Raw genomic sequence first — 18,124 nt, forward strand, 5'->3', positions numbered from 1 at the left:
ATGAAGAATTACATCAAAATAGTACTTATCATTTTTATCATTGCACTGCCACTTAGTGAGTCACATGCACGCTCAAGTAACAGAGAAAATGCGATTAAAGCAGGATTTATCTATAACTTTGCACTTTACAGCTCTGGTGAGTGGTTCGATCCTAACGCAAGTGATGTCTACAGAATATGCAGCAACGATTCTGATTTTGTAAATTCAGCTTTAACTACGCTCGCAAATCAGAAGGTGAAAGGAAAGCCTGTTGTAGCTACTTATATAGATCACCCTGAGTCTGGGTGTCACTCGCTGTTTATCGTAGAGAAAAGTCAGCATAAGCCAGTCTCACTCGATAGCGGTGAGTTCATCAGTACTATGATTATTTCAGAGTCCAAAAATATTGCTCAGTGGTCAGGGCATATAAACTTATTTAAGACGGGCGGAAAAATACGTTTTGAAATAGCCCCGCAAAGGCTCGAGAGAGCAAATATCGTAATGAGTTCAAAGGTAATGAGATTGGGGCGAGTTGTTGACACGCCGCGAGAGCCATGGTGAATATGTTTCTGAAAAAGCGTTCACTATTATTTAGATTGACGGCTATGTTCATGGCAGTAGCGTCATTTTCTACGCTTATCACGTTGTTAGTCATGTCGGTGTATCAAATTAATACGTTGAGTAACGCTGAAGTTCGACGGGTAAATTCACTGGCACAAATACTCGCTCCCAATGTCACGGCATCACTCATTTTTAACGACAAAGAAGCTATTCATGAGCTTATAGAACCACTCGCCTATCAGGATAGTGTGGTCATGGTGAGTGTGATAGATCATCAAGGTGATGTTTTTACTTCAATTGATATCGCTGAGAGTGCAGCACGATTAGATAACCAAGCACTGACTAAAACTGAGACTAGCTTAGAAGCGCATGACTCTCATTATGGCTCACTTATTATCTATACGGATGATAGTTCAGTGAGAAAACATGTTTCATTCTACTTGATGTTTCTAGGTGCCATCTTTATCACTATTATCGTTTTTGGCTTTTTCCTTTCACTTTTCGCTAGTAAGCGTTTTATCTATCCTATTTTGCGCTTGGCGGCAGTGGTTAAAAAGGTGACTCACAGTCATGACTACTCAATAAGAGCGACCTTTAGTTCCTTTGATGAAATAGGGGACTTAACGAAAGGGTTTAATTCGATGTTAGAAACCATTTCCCTTAGAGATAACTTGTTAGAGAGTACGGTTCAGCAACGGACTGGTGAATTAGAAAAGGCCAATATTGAATTAAGAGATCAAGCATACAAAGACAGTTTATCGGGTTTGCCAAATCGGCGTTATATTTATGAATTAATAAACGACGTGGGTAAAAGTGCAAAGCCCCATACCTTTACATTGCTGTTCCTTGACTTGGATGGCTTTAAGGAGGTGAATGACACGTTAGGTCATGATTATGGCGATTTGTTAATTGTTGATGCAGCAAAACGTATTCAGGCCATTATTAACAAAGGCGATACCCTTGCGCGATTAGGCGGCGATGAGTTCACTATATTCCTGCAGGATGTAGCAGAGCCCAGTGTTATCGAAAGCATTGCGAATCGAATTAGATATGAGTTTAATAAACCCTTCCTGATCCGCGATGAAAGTGTCCATATAACCGCCAGTATTGGCGCGAGTTCTTACCCAGAGTGTGGTCAGTCTGCTGAAGAAATAATGAAAAAAGCCGACTTAGCAATGTATGAGGCAAAATCATCAGGAAGGAATTGCTATCGCTTCTTTCACACTTCAATGTTAGAAAAATTAGAAGCCAAAAAGCTGGTGATAAGCGACTTGCGCCAAGCCTTGAAAAATGACGAACTAGAACTCTTCTATCAACCTATCTACAACATTGAAACACGAAAAATTGATAAAGCAGAAGCGTTAATTCGTTGGCATCATCCAGAGAAGGGGGTAATTTCACCTCAGGACTTTATTCCTATCGCGGAAGAAAATGGCCTAATCGTAGAGCTGGGAAATTGGGTGCTTCAAAATGCGATTGCTAATGTTCAAGCGTTTAGGCAAAGCTTGTGCCCTAACTTTTGCGTAAATATTAATGTTTCTGCCGCGCAATTAAAGCCAGAAGACAACTGGATACCTGAGTTTATCCGTATTCTGGATGACGCTAATTTAGGCGCAAATGCAATAGCAATAGAAATCACTGAAACTGCATTGATGACAGATAGAAAAAAGGTGGTTGAAGACTTACGTTTACTGAAAGAAAAAGGTGTTGAGATCGCTATTGATGACTTTGGAGTAGGGTATTCTTCATTGTCGTATTTGCAACAGCTAAAAATAGATATCATCAAGATAGACAAAAGTTTCGTCCAACAGCTAGGTATTGATTCAGCAGGTACTGCACTGTGCAATACCATTGTTCAAATGGCGAAAAACCTAAATATTAAGGTGGTTGCTGAAGGTATCGAGGATGAAGCACAACTACAGATGTTAACGGAGTTTGGTTGCCATTTTGGTCAAGGATATTTTATCGCTAAACCCGCGCAAGCAAAAAAATTCGAAACGTTTTTTCACGCATTTAAGCCTGCACATATTGCATCAAAAACGGCGCTGAAAGGTGAGGTGTTGTTATAATACTCGCTATTCTCTCGTAATCATTCACGATAGACTGGGCGTTAACCTTGCTTTTAAATCTTCTTTATATCGCCGTGATATAGCTACTTTTGTACCATCCAGTAAGACGGCGATCCCGTCTCCACTCTCTTCAAATGCGATATTGTTTATAAATGTACATTGAATAGCATAGGAACGATGAACGCGAATAAAGCCCTTGTCACCAGCGTTCTCACAGAATTGTTTCATGGTATATCGTAAAGGGAATGTTGATTTTAAAGTGTGAAGATTAATATAGTTTCCCGAGGCCTCTATCCAGTATACGTCACTGAGTTTCACCAAAAACTCTTTGTTTAGCTTCTTTACCAACAAATTGTCGGGCATGGTCGAGGGCGAGATGTTTCCTTTATTACCACTAACTTCCTCTGGCGCATCATGCTCTCGAATAACCGAAGCCTCTCCAATAAGCCTTCGATAACTGAACATAATAATGTAATAAAAAGTGACAAGGGTGATATAGCCCCATATATCCTTACGGTACTCATAAAAAAATTCGCGGGCTAGCGGCCCGAAATTATATTCTTTATCTGATAGTAAGTAGCAAAGCTCTCTAAATGTCACCATCAATGTGACATGAGCAATTGAAAATAGGCTCGCAAAAGCAAAGTGCCAAACTAGCCATATCCTAATTCCAAATGAGTAAGTATCGAGTTTACGAATAGAGAAAATAAGCGGAACGACTAATAAGGCAGTAGCTAATGCGCTGCTATATTCCCACAGATAAGGTTCCCATAACGCAGTGCTGTTATTTTCATCTCTCGATAGCTCTGTCCAATCGGATGCGGCATTAATGGAGTTATTCAAAAATAAATAGATAACCAGCAGTATGAAGGCCGCCCATTTATGATATCGCTCTGTATTGCGAAAAAACTGACTGAGTTTTTCGTCACTACTACCCACCGCTCACCCCTAAATACGCATTCTTTCGTCACTCTACGCTAGTGACAGTAAGAAAATCTACGTTATATAAAACCCTATTACTACATTATTGAATAGGATAGACAGTAATGACACAACTAAAAAAAGGCAGCGATTTAACAGAGCTGGCCAAAAGCAGTGGGGAAGTAATTCGGTTTCATGCGCTCGATGCGTTAAGAGTGATCGCGTTTGGTGTGTTGATTCTTTATCACATTGGTATGTACTACGTGTTGGAATGGGGATGGCATATCAAAAGTGAGCAGCCTCAAGCATGGTTGCAAGATGTTATGATTTTAACGAACCAGTGGCGAATGTCGCTGTTGTTTTTGATCTCTTCGATGGTACTTACCGCGCTGTTAACTCGCATTGAGCCTCAACCGCTTTTATTTTTAAAACGGGCTGGGGTGTTGATAGCCCAACGAACGCAACGATTATTGATTCCGTTACTATTTGGCATGTTTGTGATAGTTGCCCCACAAGTTTACATTGAGTGGACAGTCGATGGGGTGATAGACACTACCTTTACACAGTTCTATTTAGCCTATATCAACCCCGATACGCAGTGGCTAGCCGAGCGTCATTCTGACATTGGCTTACTGACGTGGAATCATCTTTGGTTTCTACCTTACTTGTGGGTGTATTCAATACTGTTAATTTTGCTGTTTCCGGTGATGGCTCAGTTGCGAAAACTTCAGATTGGAATGATAACCTTCGCCTTTGCATCTTCTACGGCTATGGTAGCGATATGGCTAATGTTGCGAAATACGTACCCGACTACACACGATTTGCTTAATGATTGGTACAGCCATGCTAAATACTTTCTTGTTATGATAGTTGGTGCCGTTATCATTTTGCAGCCCAAATTATGGGAAGCGCTAGAGCGTACTCGCTATGTAAGCATGCTGGTAGCGCTGTGCATGTATTCACTTATTATCGCCGATAGGCACGATATGTTCGGGCCTGTTGGCGATTGGATGACTGAGTTCTTGTGGTTCAGAGTTCTGGTGGGATACATTGTAGTGCTGAATCATTGGGCTTGGTTAGCGGCGATACTAGGCTTTGGTAAGCGTTACTTAAATAAACCGATGGCCTGGGTAAAATACCTTAATAGCGGTGTGCTTCCTTACTACATGATGCACCAAACATTAATTGTGGTTGCCGCGTATGCTCTGCATTCGATAGGCTTTCCAGTAGGAATTCAGTTTGTGCTCATTTTACTGGTTACGTTAGTAGGCTGTGCGCTTACTTATGAACTTGCCAAGAGAAACCTAGTGACACGGATATTATTTGGATTGAAGGCCAAACCGCAGGGAATTACCCAGATAAACGACATAATGAGTCAAGCACCTTCCACGTCGGTTTTTACTAAGACAGTTTTTAAGCCATTTACAAAAGCCTCTCAATAAACAGGCACAAAAAAAGCGGTGTATGAATGACACCGCTTTTCCTTAACTTTTTACAGGCAATAATCAACTCATTGCCTTGTCTAAAGAGCTTATTTCAAGTGCTTAACTAAGCCTTGAACTACTTTGGCACTACCTGCCACGATTTCGCCGCTATAAAGTGGATCGTTACCGCCTTTAAAGTCGGTTACTAAGCCGCCAGCTTCACGAACAATAAGTTCACCAGCTGCGATATCCCACGTTTTAATACCACGTTCCCAGTAGCCATCATGACGGCCAGCAGCAACGTATGCTAAATCTAGCGCTGCACTACCTGCACGGCGAATATCACCACATTCGTGGAAGATTTTGTTTAGGCTAAGTGCATACTCACCGAATTTGGCTTTGTTCTTAAACGGCATGCCGGTGGCAAGAATCGTTTCGTTTAAATCACGAGGCTTAGACGCACGAATACGGTAACCATTCAACTGGGCGCCTTGTCCACGGCTAGCGGTGAATAATTCGCTACGGATAGGATCAAATACAACAGCTTGGTCTAGACGACCTTTGTGAAGTAATGCAATAGATACGGCAAAGTGAGGGATGCCTTTAATGAAATTGGTGGTGCCATCTAATGGGTCAATAATCCACTGAAAGTCAGTATCTGCGCCAGCAGTTTCGCCAGACTCTTCACCCATAAAGCAGTGATTTGGAAATGATTGCTGAATTTTAGCAATAATAGCTTGCTCAGCTTCTTTATCAACTTGGGTGACGTAATCGTTCAAACCTTTTGATTCAGTTGCTACTTCGTTGTGTTTTTCAAAACCACGAACAATAATTGTGCCAGCCGCACGCGCTGCGCGCACCGCAATATTCAGCATAGGATGCATAGATAAACCACCAATTGTAAAAGACCAAAGAACTGACCTTGACCATAGGTTAGCCCAACATGCGTTTTACGCAAGTGACCAACAAGGTAAGGTGTTCAAAACGCGCGCATCTTAACCAGAATGGTCGTGTGATGCAAATGAAATGTGGATGGGCTGCACAAGCACGTGTGATGCTGACAATATTGAGGTATCAATGTAGGGCTGCAGATAGCCATCTATACCGCCATTGTGCTACTATTCCGTTCAATATTGACGAGGCTACAGGTAATAAAAAGCATGCTCGAGAACATCCGTATTATTTTGGTGAGTACATCACACACTGGCAACATTGGCTCCACAGCGCGAGCGATGAAAACCATGGGCTTGAGTAGCCTCTATCTAGTTAATCCTGTACATGAGCCTGATGGTCAAGCAAGTGCTTTGGCTGCTGGGGCGGGGGACGTTTTAGCTAACGCCAAAATAGTTAGCACCTTAGAAGAAGCCGTGTCTGATTGTGGTTTGGTTGTGGGTACATCGGCCCGTTCTAGAACCCACTCTTGGCCTATGCTAGGTCCACGTGAATGCGGTGAAAAACTAGTACAAGAAGTAAGTAACTTCCCTGTAGCGCTGGTATTTGGTCGTGAAAATAGTGGGTTAAGCAACGAAGAGTTACAACAATGTCACTTTCATATGTGTATTCCTGCCAACCCAGAGTACAGCTCGCTTAACTTAGCCGCTGCGGTACAAACCTTATGCTATGAAATTCGTATGGCGTACTTAAACAAAGAAGCTTTACCTACGGCTGAAGAAGCGTACCCGCTGAATGAAGATTTAGAACGTTTTTATACGCACCTTGAATCAACATTAGAAGGTACGTCTTTCATTCGTAAGAGTCACCCAGGCGTAGTAATGACTAAACTTCGTCGTTTGTTCAATCGCGCTCGTCCTGAATCTCAAGAGCTCAATATATTACGTGGCATCTTGGCGTCTATCGATAAATCGGTCAAAGCGCCCTTGCCAGAGCCTGACAACGAAAATGAATCACCTAACTAGGCGAGGCACTCGTGTTCTCTAGAATTAAAGACGACATTCAAGGGGTATTTCATCGCGACCCAGCGGCGCGAAATACCTTTGAAGTGTTAACCAATTACCCAGGTTTGCATGCCGTGTGGCTGCATCGTGTCAGTCACAAATTATGGAAAGCCGACTGGAAATGGTTGGCACGCAGCCTATCCACATTCAATCGGTGGCTAACGGGAATAGAAATTCACCCCGGGGCGACCTTAGGCCGCCGTGTATTTATCGACCATGGTATGGGCGTTGTGATTGGTGAAACAGCAGAAGTGGGCGACGACGTTACTTTGTATCACGGGGTAACATTAGGCGGTACTAGTTGGACGCCGGGGAAACGTCACCCTACGTTAGAAAAGGGCGCGGTAGTAGGCGCAGGCGCTAAAGTGCTCGGTCCTATTACCATTGGTGAAAATGCCAAAGTTGGGTCTAATTCGGTAGTAGTAAAAGATATCCCTGCAGGCGCCACAGCAGTGGGGATTCCTGGGCGAATTATTATCTCTAAGCAACAAAGTGATGCTGCCCAGATTAACCCCAATCGCCATAAAATTGCGGAAAAATACGGGTTCGATGCTTACGCAGTTGCGCCTGATAATCCAGATCCTGTCGCCAATGCGATGGGGATTATGTTAGAGCACATGCATCAGATGGACACCAAGGTAGAAGAGATGTGCAAAGTGATTCAATCTCTCGGTGGTGACGTTTGTACTGATAACTTACATAATATATCTGCGCAAGATTTCGCCGATACAGGTATTGAGTTTGCAGACGAGAGTAAAGCTAAAGCTGGCCAAGAGGCATTTGACCCAACAATCTAATCATTAATGGTTATTAAACTAATGGTATTTAAGTTACTAATTTTAAAGCTTAAATTGTTTAGCAAAAGTTCAGCGGTAAAAGCGATTAGCGCAATCAATAATACTTGACTAGATTACTGGGTCTTATACTTGACCAATTTAGTCAAGTATGTGAAAATTCTTGCTATATTAATAGCGGGAGGATTCTATGAAATTAACATCTAAAGGGCGCTACGCAGTAACGGCAATGCTTGATGTAGCATTGCATTCGACACGCGGTCCTGTGCCTCTCGCTGATATCTCTGAACGCCAAGCTATCTCGCTATCTTATTTAGAACAGCTTTTCTCTCGTTTGCGTAAAGATCAGTTAGTCGACAGTGTTCGCGGGCCAGGTGGTGGCTATTTACTAGGGCGCGATGCAGCCAATATATCAATTGGTGAAGTTATTCGTGCGGTAGACGAATCTGTTGATGCTACCCGTTGCCAAGGGCAAGCTGACTGTCAAAGTGGTGACCGCTGCCTAACCCATAGTTTGTGGCAAGATTTGAGCGATCGTATAAGCTCCTTTTTAAACGATATTACCCTTGGTGAATTAATGGCGAAGCGCGATGTTCAGGAAGTGGCTGGGCGTCAAGATAAAAGCGCGTCTTTACGTAATGTAGCCAACGATATCGAAGTTAGTTTTCAGTTATAACATCAGCTTTAGAGAATGTATTAATCGCTATGTCTCGTTCAACACCTATTTACTTAGATTATGCCGCTACCACACCTGTCGACCCAAGGGTTGCAGAGAAAATGGTGGAGTGCCTGACGATAGACGGCAATTTCGGTAATCCTGCTTCCCGTTCGTATCGTTTTGGTTGGATGGCCGAAGAAGCAGTAGACGTGGCCCGCAATCAGATAAGTGATGCGCTGAACTGCGACCCACGTGAAATTGTATTTACCTCAGGTGCGACAGAGTCAAATAATTTAGCTATTAAAGGTGTAGCCGAAGGCTATGCGAATAACGGCAAACATATCATTACCGTTAATACCGAACACAAAGCAGTATTAGATACCTGTGAACATTTAGAGAAGCAAGGTTTTGAAGTGACCTATCTAGACGTAGATGCGTCGGGTCTTATTTCAATTTCACAGCTTGAAGCGGCCATAACTGATGAGACTATTATAGTCTCAGTAATGCATGTGAATAACGAATTAGGTGTCGTTCAGGATATCAGCGCGATTGGTGAGCTTTGCCGAGCGAAGAACATTTTGTTTCACGTAGATGCGGCGCAGAGCGTAGGTAAACTTCCTATCGATTTGCAAGCCTTGCCAGTCGATTTGTTATCTATTTCGGCACATAAAATTTATGGTCCGAAAGGCATGGGGGCCTTATACGTTCGCCGTCGTCCAAAAATTAATTTAGCTGCCCAAATTCATGGGGGCGGGCATGAGCGGGGTATGCGTTCAGGCACGCTAGCAACCCATCAAATTGTGGGCATGGGCGAAGCAATACACTTGGCCTATCAGCAGCTAGAACAGGATTCAGCCCACATTAGCGAGTTGAAAGCAGCGTTATGGGAAGGGCTAAGCCAGTTAGATGATATTCACCTTAATGGCCATGAAACTCAGCGTATAGCGAACATTTTAAATGTGAGTTTTGGTGGTGTGGATGGGGAAAGTATGATGATGGCGATGAATGATATTGCGGTATCTTCTGGCTCTGCCTGCACATCGGCAAGCTTAGAACCTTCATACGTGTTACGCGCCATTGGTAGAAGTAGTGAACTTGCTCACGCTGGCATACGTTTTAGTATAGGTAGGTTCACCACATTAGATGATATTACCTACGTCATCAGTAAAGTCACCGATGTGGTTACCCGTTTACGTGAAGCAACAGTGCTGGCTGCAAGCCGATAGCACCTTTTATCGCAGGCCATCGCAATTACCGATTGGTACGATATTTAATTTTTATTTAACAAGGCTGTTGAATATTTGAGTGAAATACTCAGGTATTATATAATACGGCTCCAAAATTTTAGGCTGTCTAGATATTCGATAGGAATATCGCAAATACGTTTTGGCAAATAGATAAATAGCCAAAACGGCAACGTGACTTACTGGCAAGACCGAGAGGCCAGTAGTGAAGGCAGCAAACGCAGGCAAACAAGTGAGATCCCAACATGAGTGAACAGATCGAACAGGCGTTAGAAAGAAAGTACGATGCTGGATTTTATTCAGAGATCGAATCTGAGACTTTTGAAAGTGGCCTCGACGAGTCAGTAATTCGCCGTATTTCAGCAATGAAAGACGAGCCAGAGTGGATGCTAGAGTGGCGCTTAAAGGCGTATCATTCGTGGCTTGAGATGGAAGAGCCTGATTGGGCCCATGTCGATTATCCTAAAATTGACTATCAAGCCATTTCTTATTACTCGGCACCAAAGAGTATGAAAGATAAGCCTCAGTCACTTGATGAAGTTGACCCTGAACTACTGCGCACCTACGAAAAGCTAGGTATTCCGTTGCATGAACAAGAAATGCTAGCGGGCGTTGCAGTAGATGCGGTATTCGACTCAGTATCAGTAGTGACCACTTTTCGCAGCAAGTTAGAAGAAGCGGGCGTTATCTTTTGCCCTATTTCAGAAGCGCTTGTGAAATACCCAGATTTAGTGAAAAAGTATATTGGCTCGGTAGTACCGCGCACCGATAACTACTTTGCTGCTTTGAACAGTGCCGTATTTACCGATGGGTCATTCGTTTATATTCCAAAAGGCACTCGTTGCCCCATGGAGCTTTCTACCTATTTCCGTATAAATGAAATGAACACAGGTCAGTTTGAGCGTACGTTAATTGTTGCCGAAGAAGGCAGTTATGTAAGCTACCTAGAAGGCTGTACTGCACCTCAGCGTGACGAAAATCAATTACACGCTGCTGTAGTTGAATTAGTTGCTATGGACGATGCCACTATTAAGTACTCAACCGTACAGAACTGGTACCCAGGTGATGAAAACGGTAAAGGCGGTATTTACAACTTTGTGACCAAGCGTGGTATTTGCCATAAAAACGCAAAAATATCTTGGACTCAGGTTGAAACGGGTTCAGCGGTGACGTGGAAATACCCAAGCTGCGTACTTAAAGGCGATAACAGTGTAGGTGAGTTTTACTCAGTGGCGTTAACCCGTGGTAGGCAGCAAGCCGACACAGGTACTAAGATGATTCATCTTGGAAAGAACACGCGCTCTACCATTATCTCTAAAGGTATTTCAGCGGGTAACAGTAACAACGCATATCGTGGTTTAGTGCAAATGGGCCCACGTGCCGATGGCGCACGTAATTTCACAGAATGTGACTCGCTATTAATTGGCGATAAATGTGGCGCACACACGTTCCCGTATATAGAAAGTAGAAATCCAAGTGCCATTGTTGAGCATGAAGCAACAACGTCGAAAGTTAGCGACGAGCAGTTGTTCTTGTGTAAACAACGTGGTTTAGACACAGAAAAAGCCGTATCTATGATTGTTAACGGTTTCTGTAAAGAAGTATTCAAAGAGCTGCCGATGGAATTCGCCGTAGAAGCCGGCAAGCTGCTCGAAATTAGTCTTGAAGGTTCAGTGGGGTAATCAATGCTTAGTATCAAGAATTTACATGCCAGCGTAGAAGAGAAAAACATCATTAAAGGGCTTAGCCTAGAAGTTAAGCCAGGTGAAGTACACGCTATCATGGGCCCTAACGGTGCCGGTAAGAGTACCCTTGGTTACGTACTTTCTGGCCGTGATGGCTACGAAGTGAGCGAAGGCGATGTAACACTGAACGGTAAAGACTTACTCGATTTAGAAGTTGAAGAACGTGCCCGCGAAGGTTTGTTCTTAGCGTTTCAATATCCAGTAGAAATTCCTGGTGTAAGCAATATGGAATTCATGAAAGAGTCTGTTAACGCTATGCGTGAACAACACGGCAAAGAGCCTCTTACTGCTGCTGAATTTCTAAAGAAAGCGAAAGAAGCCTGTAAGCAAGTTCAATTGCCGCTAGATTTCTTAAAGCGTGGTGTTAACGAAGGCTTCTCTGGTGGTGAGAAAAAGCGTAACGAAATCATGCAAATGATTTTGTTAGAGCCAAAGCTTTGTATTCTAGATGAGTCTGACTCAGGTCTAGACGTTGATGCACTTCAAGTGGTTGCCGATGGTGTTAACAGCCAACGTGACGGTGAGCGCAGCTTTATTGTAGTGACTCACTACCAGCGTTTGCTTGATTACATCAAACCTGACTTTGTACACATTCTTGCCGACGGTAAAATTGTGAAAAGTGGTGATGCATCACTGGCGCTAGAAGTAGAGAAAAGTGGTTATGCTTTCTTAGGTAAAGCATACGAGGAGGCTGAAGCATGAGTCAATGGCTAGAACAGGTCATTGATGGGGCAGCGCTAGATGATTATCTGGCGCCCGTGCGTCAGCAGGCCTTAACACAGTTAAAAAACGATGGATGGCCGAAACGCCGAAACGAAAGCTGGATCAATACACCACTTACGCCAGTTGAAAAGCGTAACGTTGCTATTGCTACTCAGGCTGATAGCGTACCTGTACCAAACATCGATAACCTAAACGCACTTGATATCGTGTTTGTTGATGGTGTGTTAGTGACGCAAATTAACACGCTAGACGTGCCAGAAGGCATGACAATTACATCGCTTAACGTTGACGATGCAAGCACGCAAGCAGCTATTGCCAGTGTATTCGGTCAAGTGAAGCCTACGCGCCATTTATTTGGCCGTGTTAACGATGCACTTTGCCAGCACGGTGTTTTCATCAATGTAGTAGACGGCGCAAAAGTTACCAAGCCTATTCGCATTGTGAACTTAGCCACTAAAAACGTGGATGCCCATACTCGCGTATTGGTTAAGCTAGGCAACGCATCAAGCGCGGTTATCATTGAACAAGGTTCAGGTGATACCGATAGCCTTACAACCGCATTCGCTGAATATGATATTGCCGATGATGCGCACTTAGAGCATTACCGTTTTGCCATGTTCACAGGCAGCGCTAAGCAACTAGGTGGTAGCCACTTTATGTTGCATAACCGCTCAACGCTAAATAGCACCCTAGTGGGCTATGGTAGTGAGTTGTCGCGCTTAGATGTGGATATGCATCATGCAGGTGAATTTGCGAACGCCAAAATGAACGCGATTTACTTATTGGCGGAAGGTGAGTTATTCGACTTACATTCAACCATTGAGCACGCTATGCCTAACGGTACTACGGAAGAAAACGCTCGGGGAATTGTGGGTGATAAAGCTCGTGCGGTATTCAATGGTCGTATTCACATTCACCGTGATGCACAGAAAACCTTGGCAGAGCTTAACAACCGTAACTTGTTGTTGTCTCGTCGTGGTGTTATCAACACAAAACCTGAACTAGAAATTTATGCCGACGACGTGCGCTGTGCGCATGGTGCAACAGTGGCAGAAATTGAAGGTGAAGCGCTTTATTATATGCTGACTCGCGGCGTACCGCGCAGCAAAGCTTTGGTGATGCTGAACTTTGGTTTCATTCAAGAGTTAATTAACGATATGCCAAACGCGGCTATTCGCGACTGGTTACTTCCCGTGCTAAGCGAACGCTTTGCACACATGGAGGTTAAATGAGCTTAGACGTTGCTGCGCTTCGCGCCCAGTTTCCAATCCTTGCTAAAACGGTAGATGGTAAGCCTTTGGTTTACTTAGACAATGCGGCCTCAACGCAAAAGCCGCAAGTGGTAATTGATGCCATTGTCGATTTCTATACGAACACCAATGCAAACGTGCATCGCGGTGCTCATCATTTGTCTGATGAAGCAACCCGTCGTTACGAAAACGCGCGCACTAGTGTAGCGGGCTTCATTAACGCCAGTGCGCGAGAAGAAGTGATTTGGACTAGCGGTACCACAGAAGCCATTAATATAGTGGCTAATGGGGTAGGGCAGTTACTTCGCGACGGCGACCAAGTCATGGTGACGGAATTAGAGCACCACGCGAACTTGGTTACTTGGCAGCAAGCGTGTCGACGTTCAGGCGCAACATTAAACATTGTGCCTGTATTCGACAACGGTGAGCTTGATATCGATGCATTCGATAGACTGCTAACACCCAACACTAAAATGGTAGCGTTTCCGCATGTATCTAATGCATTAGGTACGGTTAACCCCATTAAATTGCTGACTGAAAAAGCAAAAGCTGTAGGTGCCTGGGTATTAGTTGACGGCGCGCAGGGCATAGCCCATGGCGGTGTTGACGTGCAAGACATAGGCTGTGACTTTTACGCTTTTTCTGGGCACAAGCTGTTTGGGCCAACGGGTATTGGTGTTTTATGGGGCCGTAAGTCGGTGCTAGAAGCCTGGCCCGTGTGGCAAACCGGCGGCGAAATGATTAAAGACGTGTCTTATCATGAAGCGACATGGGGCGAATTACCAAATCGCCTAGAAGCGGGTACGCCTAATATTGCAGGCGCTATTGGTTTAGGTGCAGCAGTTGATTGGTTTAAAAACCTGGATATGGCCGCATTACATAACCATGAACAAGCATTATTAAGCTACGCCACTGAACAAGCACTTGCTCTAGACGGAATGCGTTTAATTGGCACAGCGCCTAACAAAGTCGGTGTATTAAGCTTTTTATTAGACGGCGCTCACCCTGCCGATGTTGGGTTTATTCTTGACAGACAAGGCGTAGCAATAAGAACGGGCGATAACTGTGCTCAGCCGCTGATGAAGCGCTTTGGTATTCCAGGCACTGCGCGTGCATCGTTCTCGATTTACAACACGCTTGAAGAAGTGGACAGCTTATTTGCTGCACTTAAAAAAGCGAAAATGATGTTGGCCTAAGGAGGCACTATGAGTGTTGAAACATTTGTTCCTAGCACAAAGCTTATTACCTTGAGCGACAGCGCCATTAAGCACTTTGAAAGCAAGCTCAAAGATAAACCGGGTCAGTTAATCCGCTTGTCTACTCGTGTAAGCGGCTGTACCGGTTATGCATACGAACTTGATTTTGCTGATAGCGCGAAAGACAGTGACGAAATTGTAGAAATTTCGCCTACTCTTCGTGTTGCGGTTTCAGAAGATGCTGCCGACCTAGTACGTAGTACAGAAATTGACTACGTGACTGAAGGCGTGAACGGCATTATTAAGTACAACAACCCAAATGTGGTTGATGAGTGTGGTTGTGGCGAAAGCTTCAACGTTGGCTAACTGCAATATTAAGAAGTTATAGCATGAAGCAGAAGATGGTGGTGACAGAACGAGAGTGTAAAGCACGTCTTGTTCCTGCAGGAAACCCTGCAACCATACCAGAAGGTGAGTTTGTTACGATCACGCAAGATTTAGGTGGAAACTACACCGTTACGTGGCGTGGCAATATGTACCGTATTGACGGTACCGATGCCGATGCTATTGGTCGGAAAGCCCAAGTGCTTAACTTCGCTGAGCCTGACGACGGTAAAGTGAGCGAACAGCAAGTATGGGATGCGCTTGAAACTATCTTCGACCCTGAAATACCCATTAACTTGGTGTCGCTGGGGCTTATCTATAAGGTTAGCGTTAATCAAGATAACGGTGAAGTTGATATAGATATGACCTTAACTGCGCCAGGTTGCGGCATGGGCCCGGTATTGGTGGGCGATGTTGAATATCGTGTAGCATTGGTTCCTTTCGTTACCGCTGTGAATGTAGAGTTAGTCTTTGACCCTGCATGGTCAAGAGAAATGATGAGCGAAGAAGCGCAGCTAGAAGCTGGCCTTTTCTTTTAATAACACAGGATTATCCATGGCATTACCCTCTACTGAAGAAATTATTGATGATTTAGCGTTTTTCGATGATTGGGAACAGCGCTATCAATATATTATCGATTTAGGTAAATCTGTACCTGGCTTGCCAGAAGAGAAGCGCACGCCAGATAGACTTGTAAAAGGTTGCCAAAGCAGTGTGTGGCTAGTTGAGTCGTACGACAATAATCAAATTACATTCGAAGTAGACAGTGACGCCGTGATTGTTCAAGGCTTATTAGCGTTAGTTTTGGCGGCTTACAATAATAAATCGCCGAAAGACATTCTTGAATTTGATATCAATGGCTATTTCGAAGCACTAGATTTGGAACGCCATATTACGCCTACTCGCGGTAATGGCCTTCGTGCAATAGTGGCGAAAATTCAGCATCTTGCTAAAGAAAACAGCTAGTTATATATAAATTGGCGTGGAGCGTTAGCACTAAATTAAGTGCTACAACTACTCCTTGCCTGACACGCGGTAATCGCTGTCATAATAGTGTCATCGTTATCACGTGTAGTAGAACGCCATGGGGTGTTGAAATCGCCGCTGGTCAAGCCGTTAATAATTGCCTATAATTCGCGGCCAAAAATTCATAAGACTTAATTTGTTTGGAGAGAACAATGGCTCTAGAGCGTACTTTTTCGATTATCAAGCCTGATGCGGTAGCTAAAAACGTTATCGGTGCAATTTACAACCGTTTCGAATCTGCAGGTCTTCGCATCGTGGCATCTAAGATGATCCACATGAGCAAAGAACAAGCTGAAGGTTTTTACGCAGAACATAAAGAACGTCCTTTTTTCGGCGCTCTAGTTGGTTTCATGACATCTGGCCCAGTTATGGTTCAGGTTCTTGAAGGCGAAAACGCTGTTGTTAAAAACCGTGAAATCATGGGTGCAACTAACCCAGCTGATGCTGCTGCCGGAACACTTCGTTCTGACTACGCTGCTTCAATTGATGAAAATGCATGTCACGGTTCTGATGCACCAGAATCAGCTGCACGTGAAATTGCTTACTTCTTCTCTGAAGAAGAGATTTGTCCTCGTACGCGTTAATCGCAAACGACCGAATCTAAAAAACGAGGCTTCGGCCTCGTTTTTTGTTTCTGTAAGTCTATTTTTTTAGCTTTATTGTCTGGCGTCTGGCATTGGTTCACTTCGTCAGGTAACAGCAACAATATAGCTTGTTACACCCTGTATTTAGTCTGTGGGTTACGCTTTTTCTAGTTGAACAAGTATGGTAAAATCCGCGCAAATTTTGAACGGCTTTGGTCTATGACTTTTGACCGTTTTGGGCGTAACGTTTTTCTTAGCAGCATATCTTCTGCTTACGTCCTACAAGTGAACGGCTTTTCACTACTTACTTTTTAAGTGTAATCCATTATTTAGGGGGCACCTGATAAAGGCTTCCGAGGCTTCATCTTAATAACGCAAGTAGATTTAGAGCAACATGGATTCGAACCTCCAAATGTCCGTTCGCGTCATCATATTAGCAGTACAAGGCAATAGCCTTGAATAGGTAAAAGGGTCATCATTTTATGGCAAAGACAAATTTGTTAAATCTTAATCGCGAAGGCTTGCGTAATTTCTTCAAAGAAAAAGGAGAAAAACCATTTCGTGCCGATCAGGTAATGAAGTGGATTTATCAGCAGGGTGAAAGCGATTTCGAGAAAATGAGCAACCTGAATAAAAACCTGCGCGCGATGTTAATAGAACACTGTGAAGTGAAAGCGCCAGAGATTGCCTATTTCCAAGAAGCCAGCGATGGCACCATTAAGTTCGCATTAGCCCTTGAAGGTGGTCAGGAAGTGGAAACGGTATGGATCCCAGAAGCCGACCGTGCAACGCTTTGTGTATCGTCACAAGTAGGCTGTGCCCTAGAATGTACATTCTGTTCTACTGCTCAACAAGGCTTTAACCGTAATTTGAGTGTCAGTGAAATTATCGGTCAAGTATGGCGTGTCGCTACCTTCCTTGGTTTATCAAAAGATACCAGCAAACGACCTATCACTAACGTAGTGATGATGGGTATGGGTGAGCCTTTGCTTAACCTTAAAAACGTAGTGCCAGCCATGAACATCATGCTAGATGACTTCGGGTTTGGCTTATCTAAGCGCCGCGTGACATTAAGTACCTCGGGTGTTGTACCTGCACTTGATATGCTTGGTGACCAAATCGATGTGGCCTTAGCGATTTCATTGCATGCGCCAAACGACGAGCTGCGTAATGAAATTGTACCGGTGAATAAAAAATACAACATTGAAGCCTTTTTGGCTGGCGTACGTCGTTATCTTGAAAAGTCGAAAGCTAACCAAGGCCGAGTGACGGTTGAATACGTTATGCTTTCGCACATTAACGACAGTACCGACCAAGCCCATGAATTAGCGAAAGTATTGAAAGATACACCGTGTAAAATAAACTTAATTCCGTTTAACCCTTATCCGGGTTCACCGTATCTTTGTTCAAGCAATTCTCGTATCGATAGATTCTCAAAAGTGCTTATGGATTATGGGTTTACCACCGTTGTACGTAAAACACGAGGCGACGATATCGATGCTGCTTGTGGGCAATTAGTGGGTGATGTAGTAGACAGAACTAAACGATTGTTAAAAAAACAGGTGAAGGGCGAAGCGATTTCGGTAAAAATAGCCCAATAATCATTAAGAT

General features: G+C 43.8%; 18 protein-coding genes. 16 read left to right on the forward strand and 2 right to left on the reverse strand.

Annotation, left to right across the window (positions count from 1 at the left end):
• A complete protein-coding gene (locus tag J8L84_RS09845; protein WP_211070545.1) occupies nucleotides 1-540 on the forward strand; it encodes a YfiR family protein in 540 nt (179 codons plus the stop codon).
• A gap of 50 nt (nucleotides 541-590) precedes the next feature.
• Nucleotides 591-2,609: an EAL domain-containing protein gene (locus tag J8L84_RS09850; RefSeq protein ID WP_211070546.1), complete on the forward strand. Its 2,019-nt coding sequence runs from the start codon at nucleotides 591-593 to the stop codon at nucleotides 2,607-2,609.
• A 24-nt stretch (nucleotides 2,610-2,633) separates the two neighbouring features.
• Here J8L84_RS09850 and J8L84_RS20670 read toward each other — a convergent pair whose 3' ends face one another.
• Nucleotides 2,634-3,548, reverse strand: coding sequence for a LytTR family DNA-binding domain-containing protein (locus tag J8L84_RS20670; RefSeq protein ID WP_211070547.1), 915 nt, complete (start codon nucleotides 3,546-3,548; stop codon nucleotides 2,634-2,636).
• Nucleotides 3,549-3,655: 107 nt separating this feature from the next.
• Here J8L84_RS20670 and J8L84_RS09860 point away from each other — a divergent pair, with 107 nt between their 5' ends.
• Nucleotides 3,656-4,972 (forward strand): acyltransferase family protein, encoded by a 1,317-nt coding sequence (locus J8L84_RS09860; protein WP_211070548.1) that lies wholly within the window; start codon nucleotides 3,656-3,658, stop codon nucleotides 4,970-4,972.
• 89 nt (nucleotides 4,973-5,061) lie between these two features.
• Here J8L84_RS09860 and suhB read toward each other — a convergent pair whose 3' ends face one another.
• On the reverse strand, nucleotides 5,062-5,838 hold the full coding sequence (gene suhB, locus J8L84_RS09865; RefSeq protein WP_211070549.1) for an inositol-1-monophosphatase: 777 nt from the start codon (nucleotides 5,836-5,838) through the stop codon (nucleotides 5,062-5,064).
• A gap of 276 nt (nucleotides 5,839-6,114) precedes the next feature.
• Here suhB and trmJ point away from each other — a divergent pair, with 276 nt between their 5' ends.
• The 13 genes from trmJ to J8L84_RS09930 all read left to right on the forward strand — a co-directional run bounded on the left by trmJ (nucleotide 6,115) and on the right by J8L84_RS09930 (nucleotide 18,114).
• A complete protein-coding gene (trmJ, locus tag J8L84_RS09870) occupies nucleotides 6,115-6,870 on the forward strand; it encodes a tRNA (cytosine(32)/uridine(32)-2'-O)-methyltransferase TrmJ (protein ID WP_057790570.1) in 756 nt (251 codons plus the stop codon).
• An 11-nt stretch (nucleotides 6,871-6,881) separates the two neighbouring features.
• The gene (cysE, locus tag J8L84_RS09875) at nucleotides 6,882-7,706 is read left to right on the forward strand and encodes a serine O-acetyltransferase (protein ID WP_057790571.1); all 825 of its coding nucleotides are present in this window, start codon (nucleotides 6,882-6,884) and stop codon (nucleotides 7,704-7,706) included.
• 187 nt (nucleotides 7,707-7,893) lie between these two features.
• Nucleotides 7,894-8,379: a Fe-S cluster assembly transcriptional regulator IscR gene (gene iscR / locus J8L84_RS09880; RefSeq protein WP_057790573.1), complete on the forward strand. Its 486-nt coding sequence runs from the start codon at nucleotides 7,894-7,896 to the stop codon at nucleotides 8,377-8,379.
• A 29-nt stretch (nucleotides 8,380-8,408) separates the two neighbouring features.
• Nucleotides 8,409-9,587, forward strand: a complete 1,179-nt coding sequence (locus J8L84_RS09885) for an IscS subfamily cysteine desulfurase (RefSeq protein WP_211070550.1) — start codon at nucleotides 8,409-8,411, stop codon at nucleotides 9,585-9,587.
• Nucleotides 9,588-9,850: 263 nt separating this feature from the next.
• Nucleotides 9,851-11,287, forward strand: a complete 1,437-nt coding sequence (sufB, locus tag J8L84_RS09890) for a Fe-S cluster assembly protein SufB (protein WP_057790577.1) — start codon at nucleotides 9,851-9,853, stop codon at nucleotides 11,285-11,287.
• A gap of 3 nt (nucleotides 11,288-11,290) precedes the next feature.
• Nucleotides 11,291-12,052 (forward strand): Fe-S cluster assembly ATPase SufC, encoded by a 762-nt coding sequence (gene sufC, locus J8L84_RS09895; protein ID WP_211070551.1) that lies wholly within the window; start codon nucleotides 11,291-11,293, stop codon nucleotides 12,050-12,052.
• Nucleotides 12,049-13,305: a Fe-S cluster assembly protein SufD gene (gene sufD / locus J8L84_RS09900; RefSeq protein WP_057790581.1), complete on the forward strand. Its 1,257-nt coding sequence runs from the start codon at nucleotides 12,049-12,051 to the stop codon at nucleotides 13,303-13,305. Before sufC ends, sufD begins: the two co-directional genes overlap by 4 nt.
• Entirely contained in the window at nucleotides 13,302-14,519 is a 1,218-nt protein-coding gene (locus tag J8L84_RS09905; RefSeq protein WP_211070552.1) for a cysteine desulfurase, read from the forward strand. Before sufD ends, J8L84_RS09905 begins: the two co-directional genes overlap by 4 nt.
• Nucleotides 14,520-14,528: 9 nt before the next feature.
• Entirely contained in the window at nucleotides 14,529-14,885 is a 357-nt protein-coding gene (locus J8L84_RS09910) for an iron-sulfur cluster assembly accessory protein (RefSeq protein WP_057790584.1), read from the forward strand.
• A 23-nt stretch (nucleotides 14,886-14,908) separates the two neighbouring features.
• Nucleotides 14,909-15,442, forward strand: coding sequence for a putative Fe-S cluster assembly protein SufT (sufT, locus tag J8L84_RS09915; protein WP_211070553.1), 534 nt, complete (start codon nucleotides 14,909-14,911; stop codon nucleotides 15,440-15,442).
• Nucleotides 15,443-15,458: 16 nt separating this feature from the next.
• Nucleotides 15,459-15,869: a SufE family protein gene (locus J8L84_RS09920; protein ID WP_211070554.1), complete on the forward strand. Its 411-nt coding sequence runs from the start codon at nucleotides 15,459-15,461 to the stop codon at nucleotides 15,867-15,869.
• A 212-nt stretch (nucleotides 15,870-16,081) separates the two neighbouring features.
• Nucleotides 16,082-16,513, forward strand: a complete 432-nt coding sequence (gene ndk, locus J8L84_RS09925; protein WP_211070555.1) for a nucleoside-diphosphate kinase — start codon at nucleotides 16,082-16,084, stop codon at nucleotides 16,511-16,513.
• 482 nt (nucleotides 16,514-16,995) lie between these two features.
• Nucleotides 16,996-18,114 carry a bifunctional tRNA (adenosine(37)-C2)-methyltransferase TrmG/ribosomal RNA large subunit methyltransferase RlmN gene (locus J8L84_RS09930; protein WP_211070556.1) on the forward strand — a complete coding sequence of 373 codons (1,119 nt, stop codon included), beginning with the start codon at nucleotides 16,996-16,998 and terminating at the stop codon, nucleotides 18,112-18,114.
• Nucleotides 18,115-18,124: the final 10 nt, after the last annotated feature.

The sequence above is a fragment of the Alteromonas sp. MMG017 genome (genome assembly GCF_018100795.1).
GTDB lineage: Bacteria > Pseudomonadota > Gammaproteobacteria > Enterobacterales > Alteromonadaceae > Alteromonas.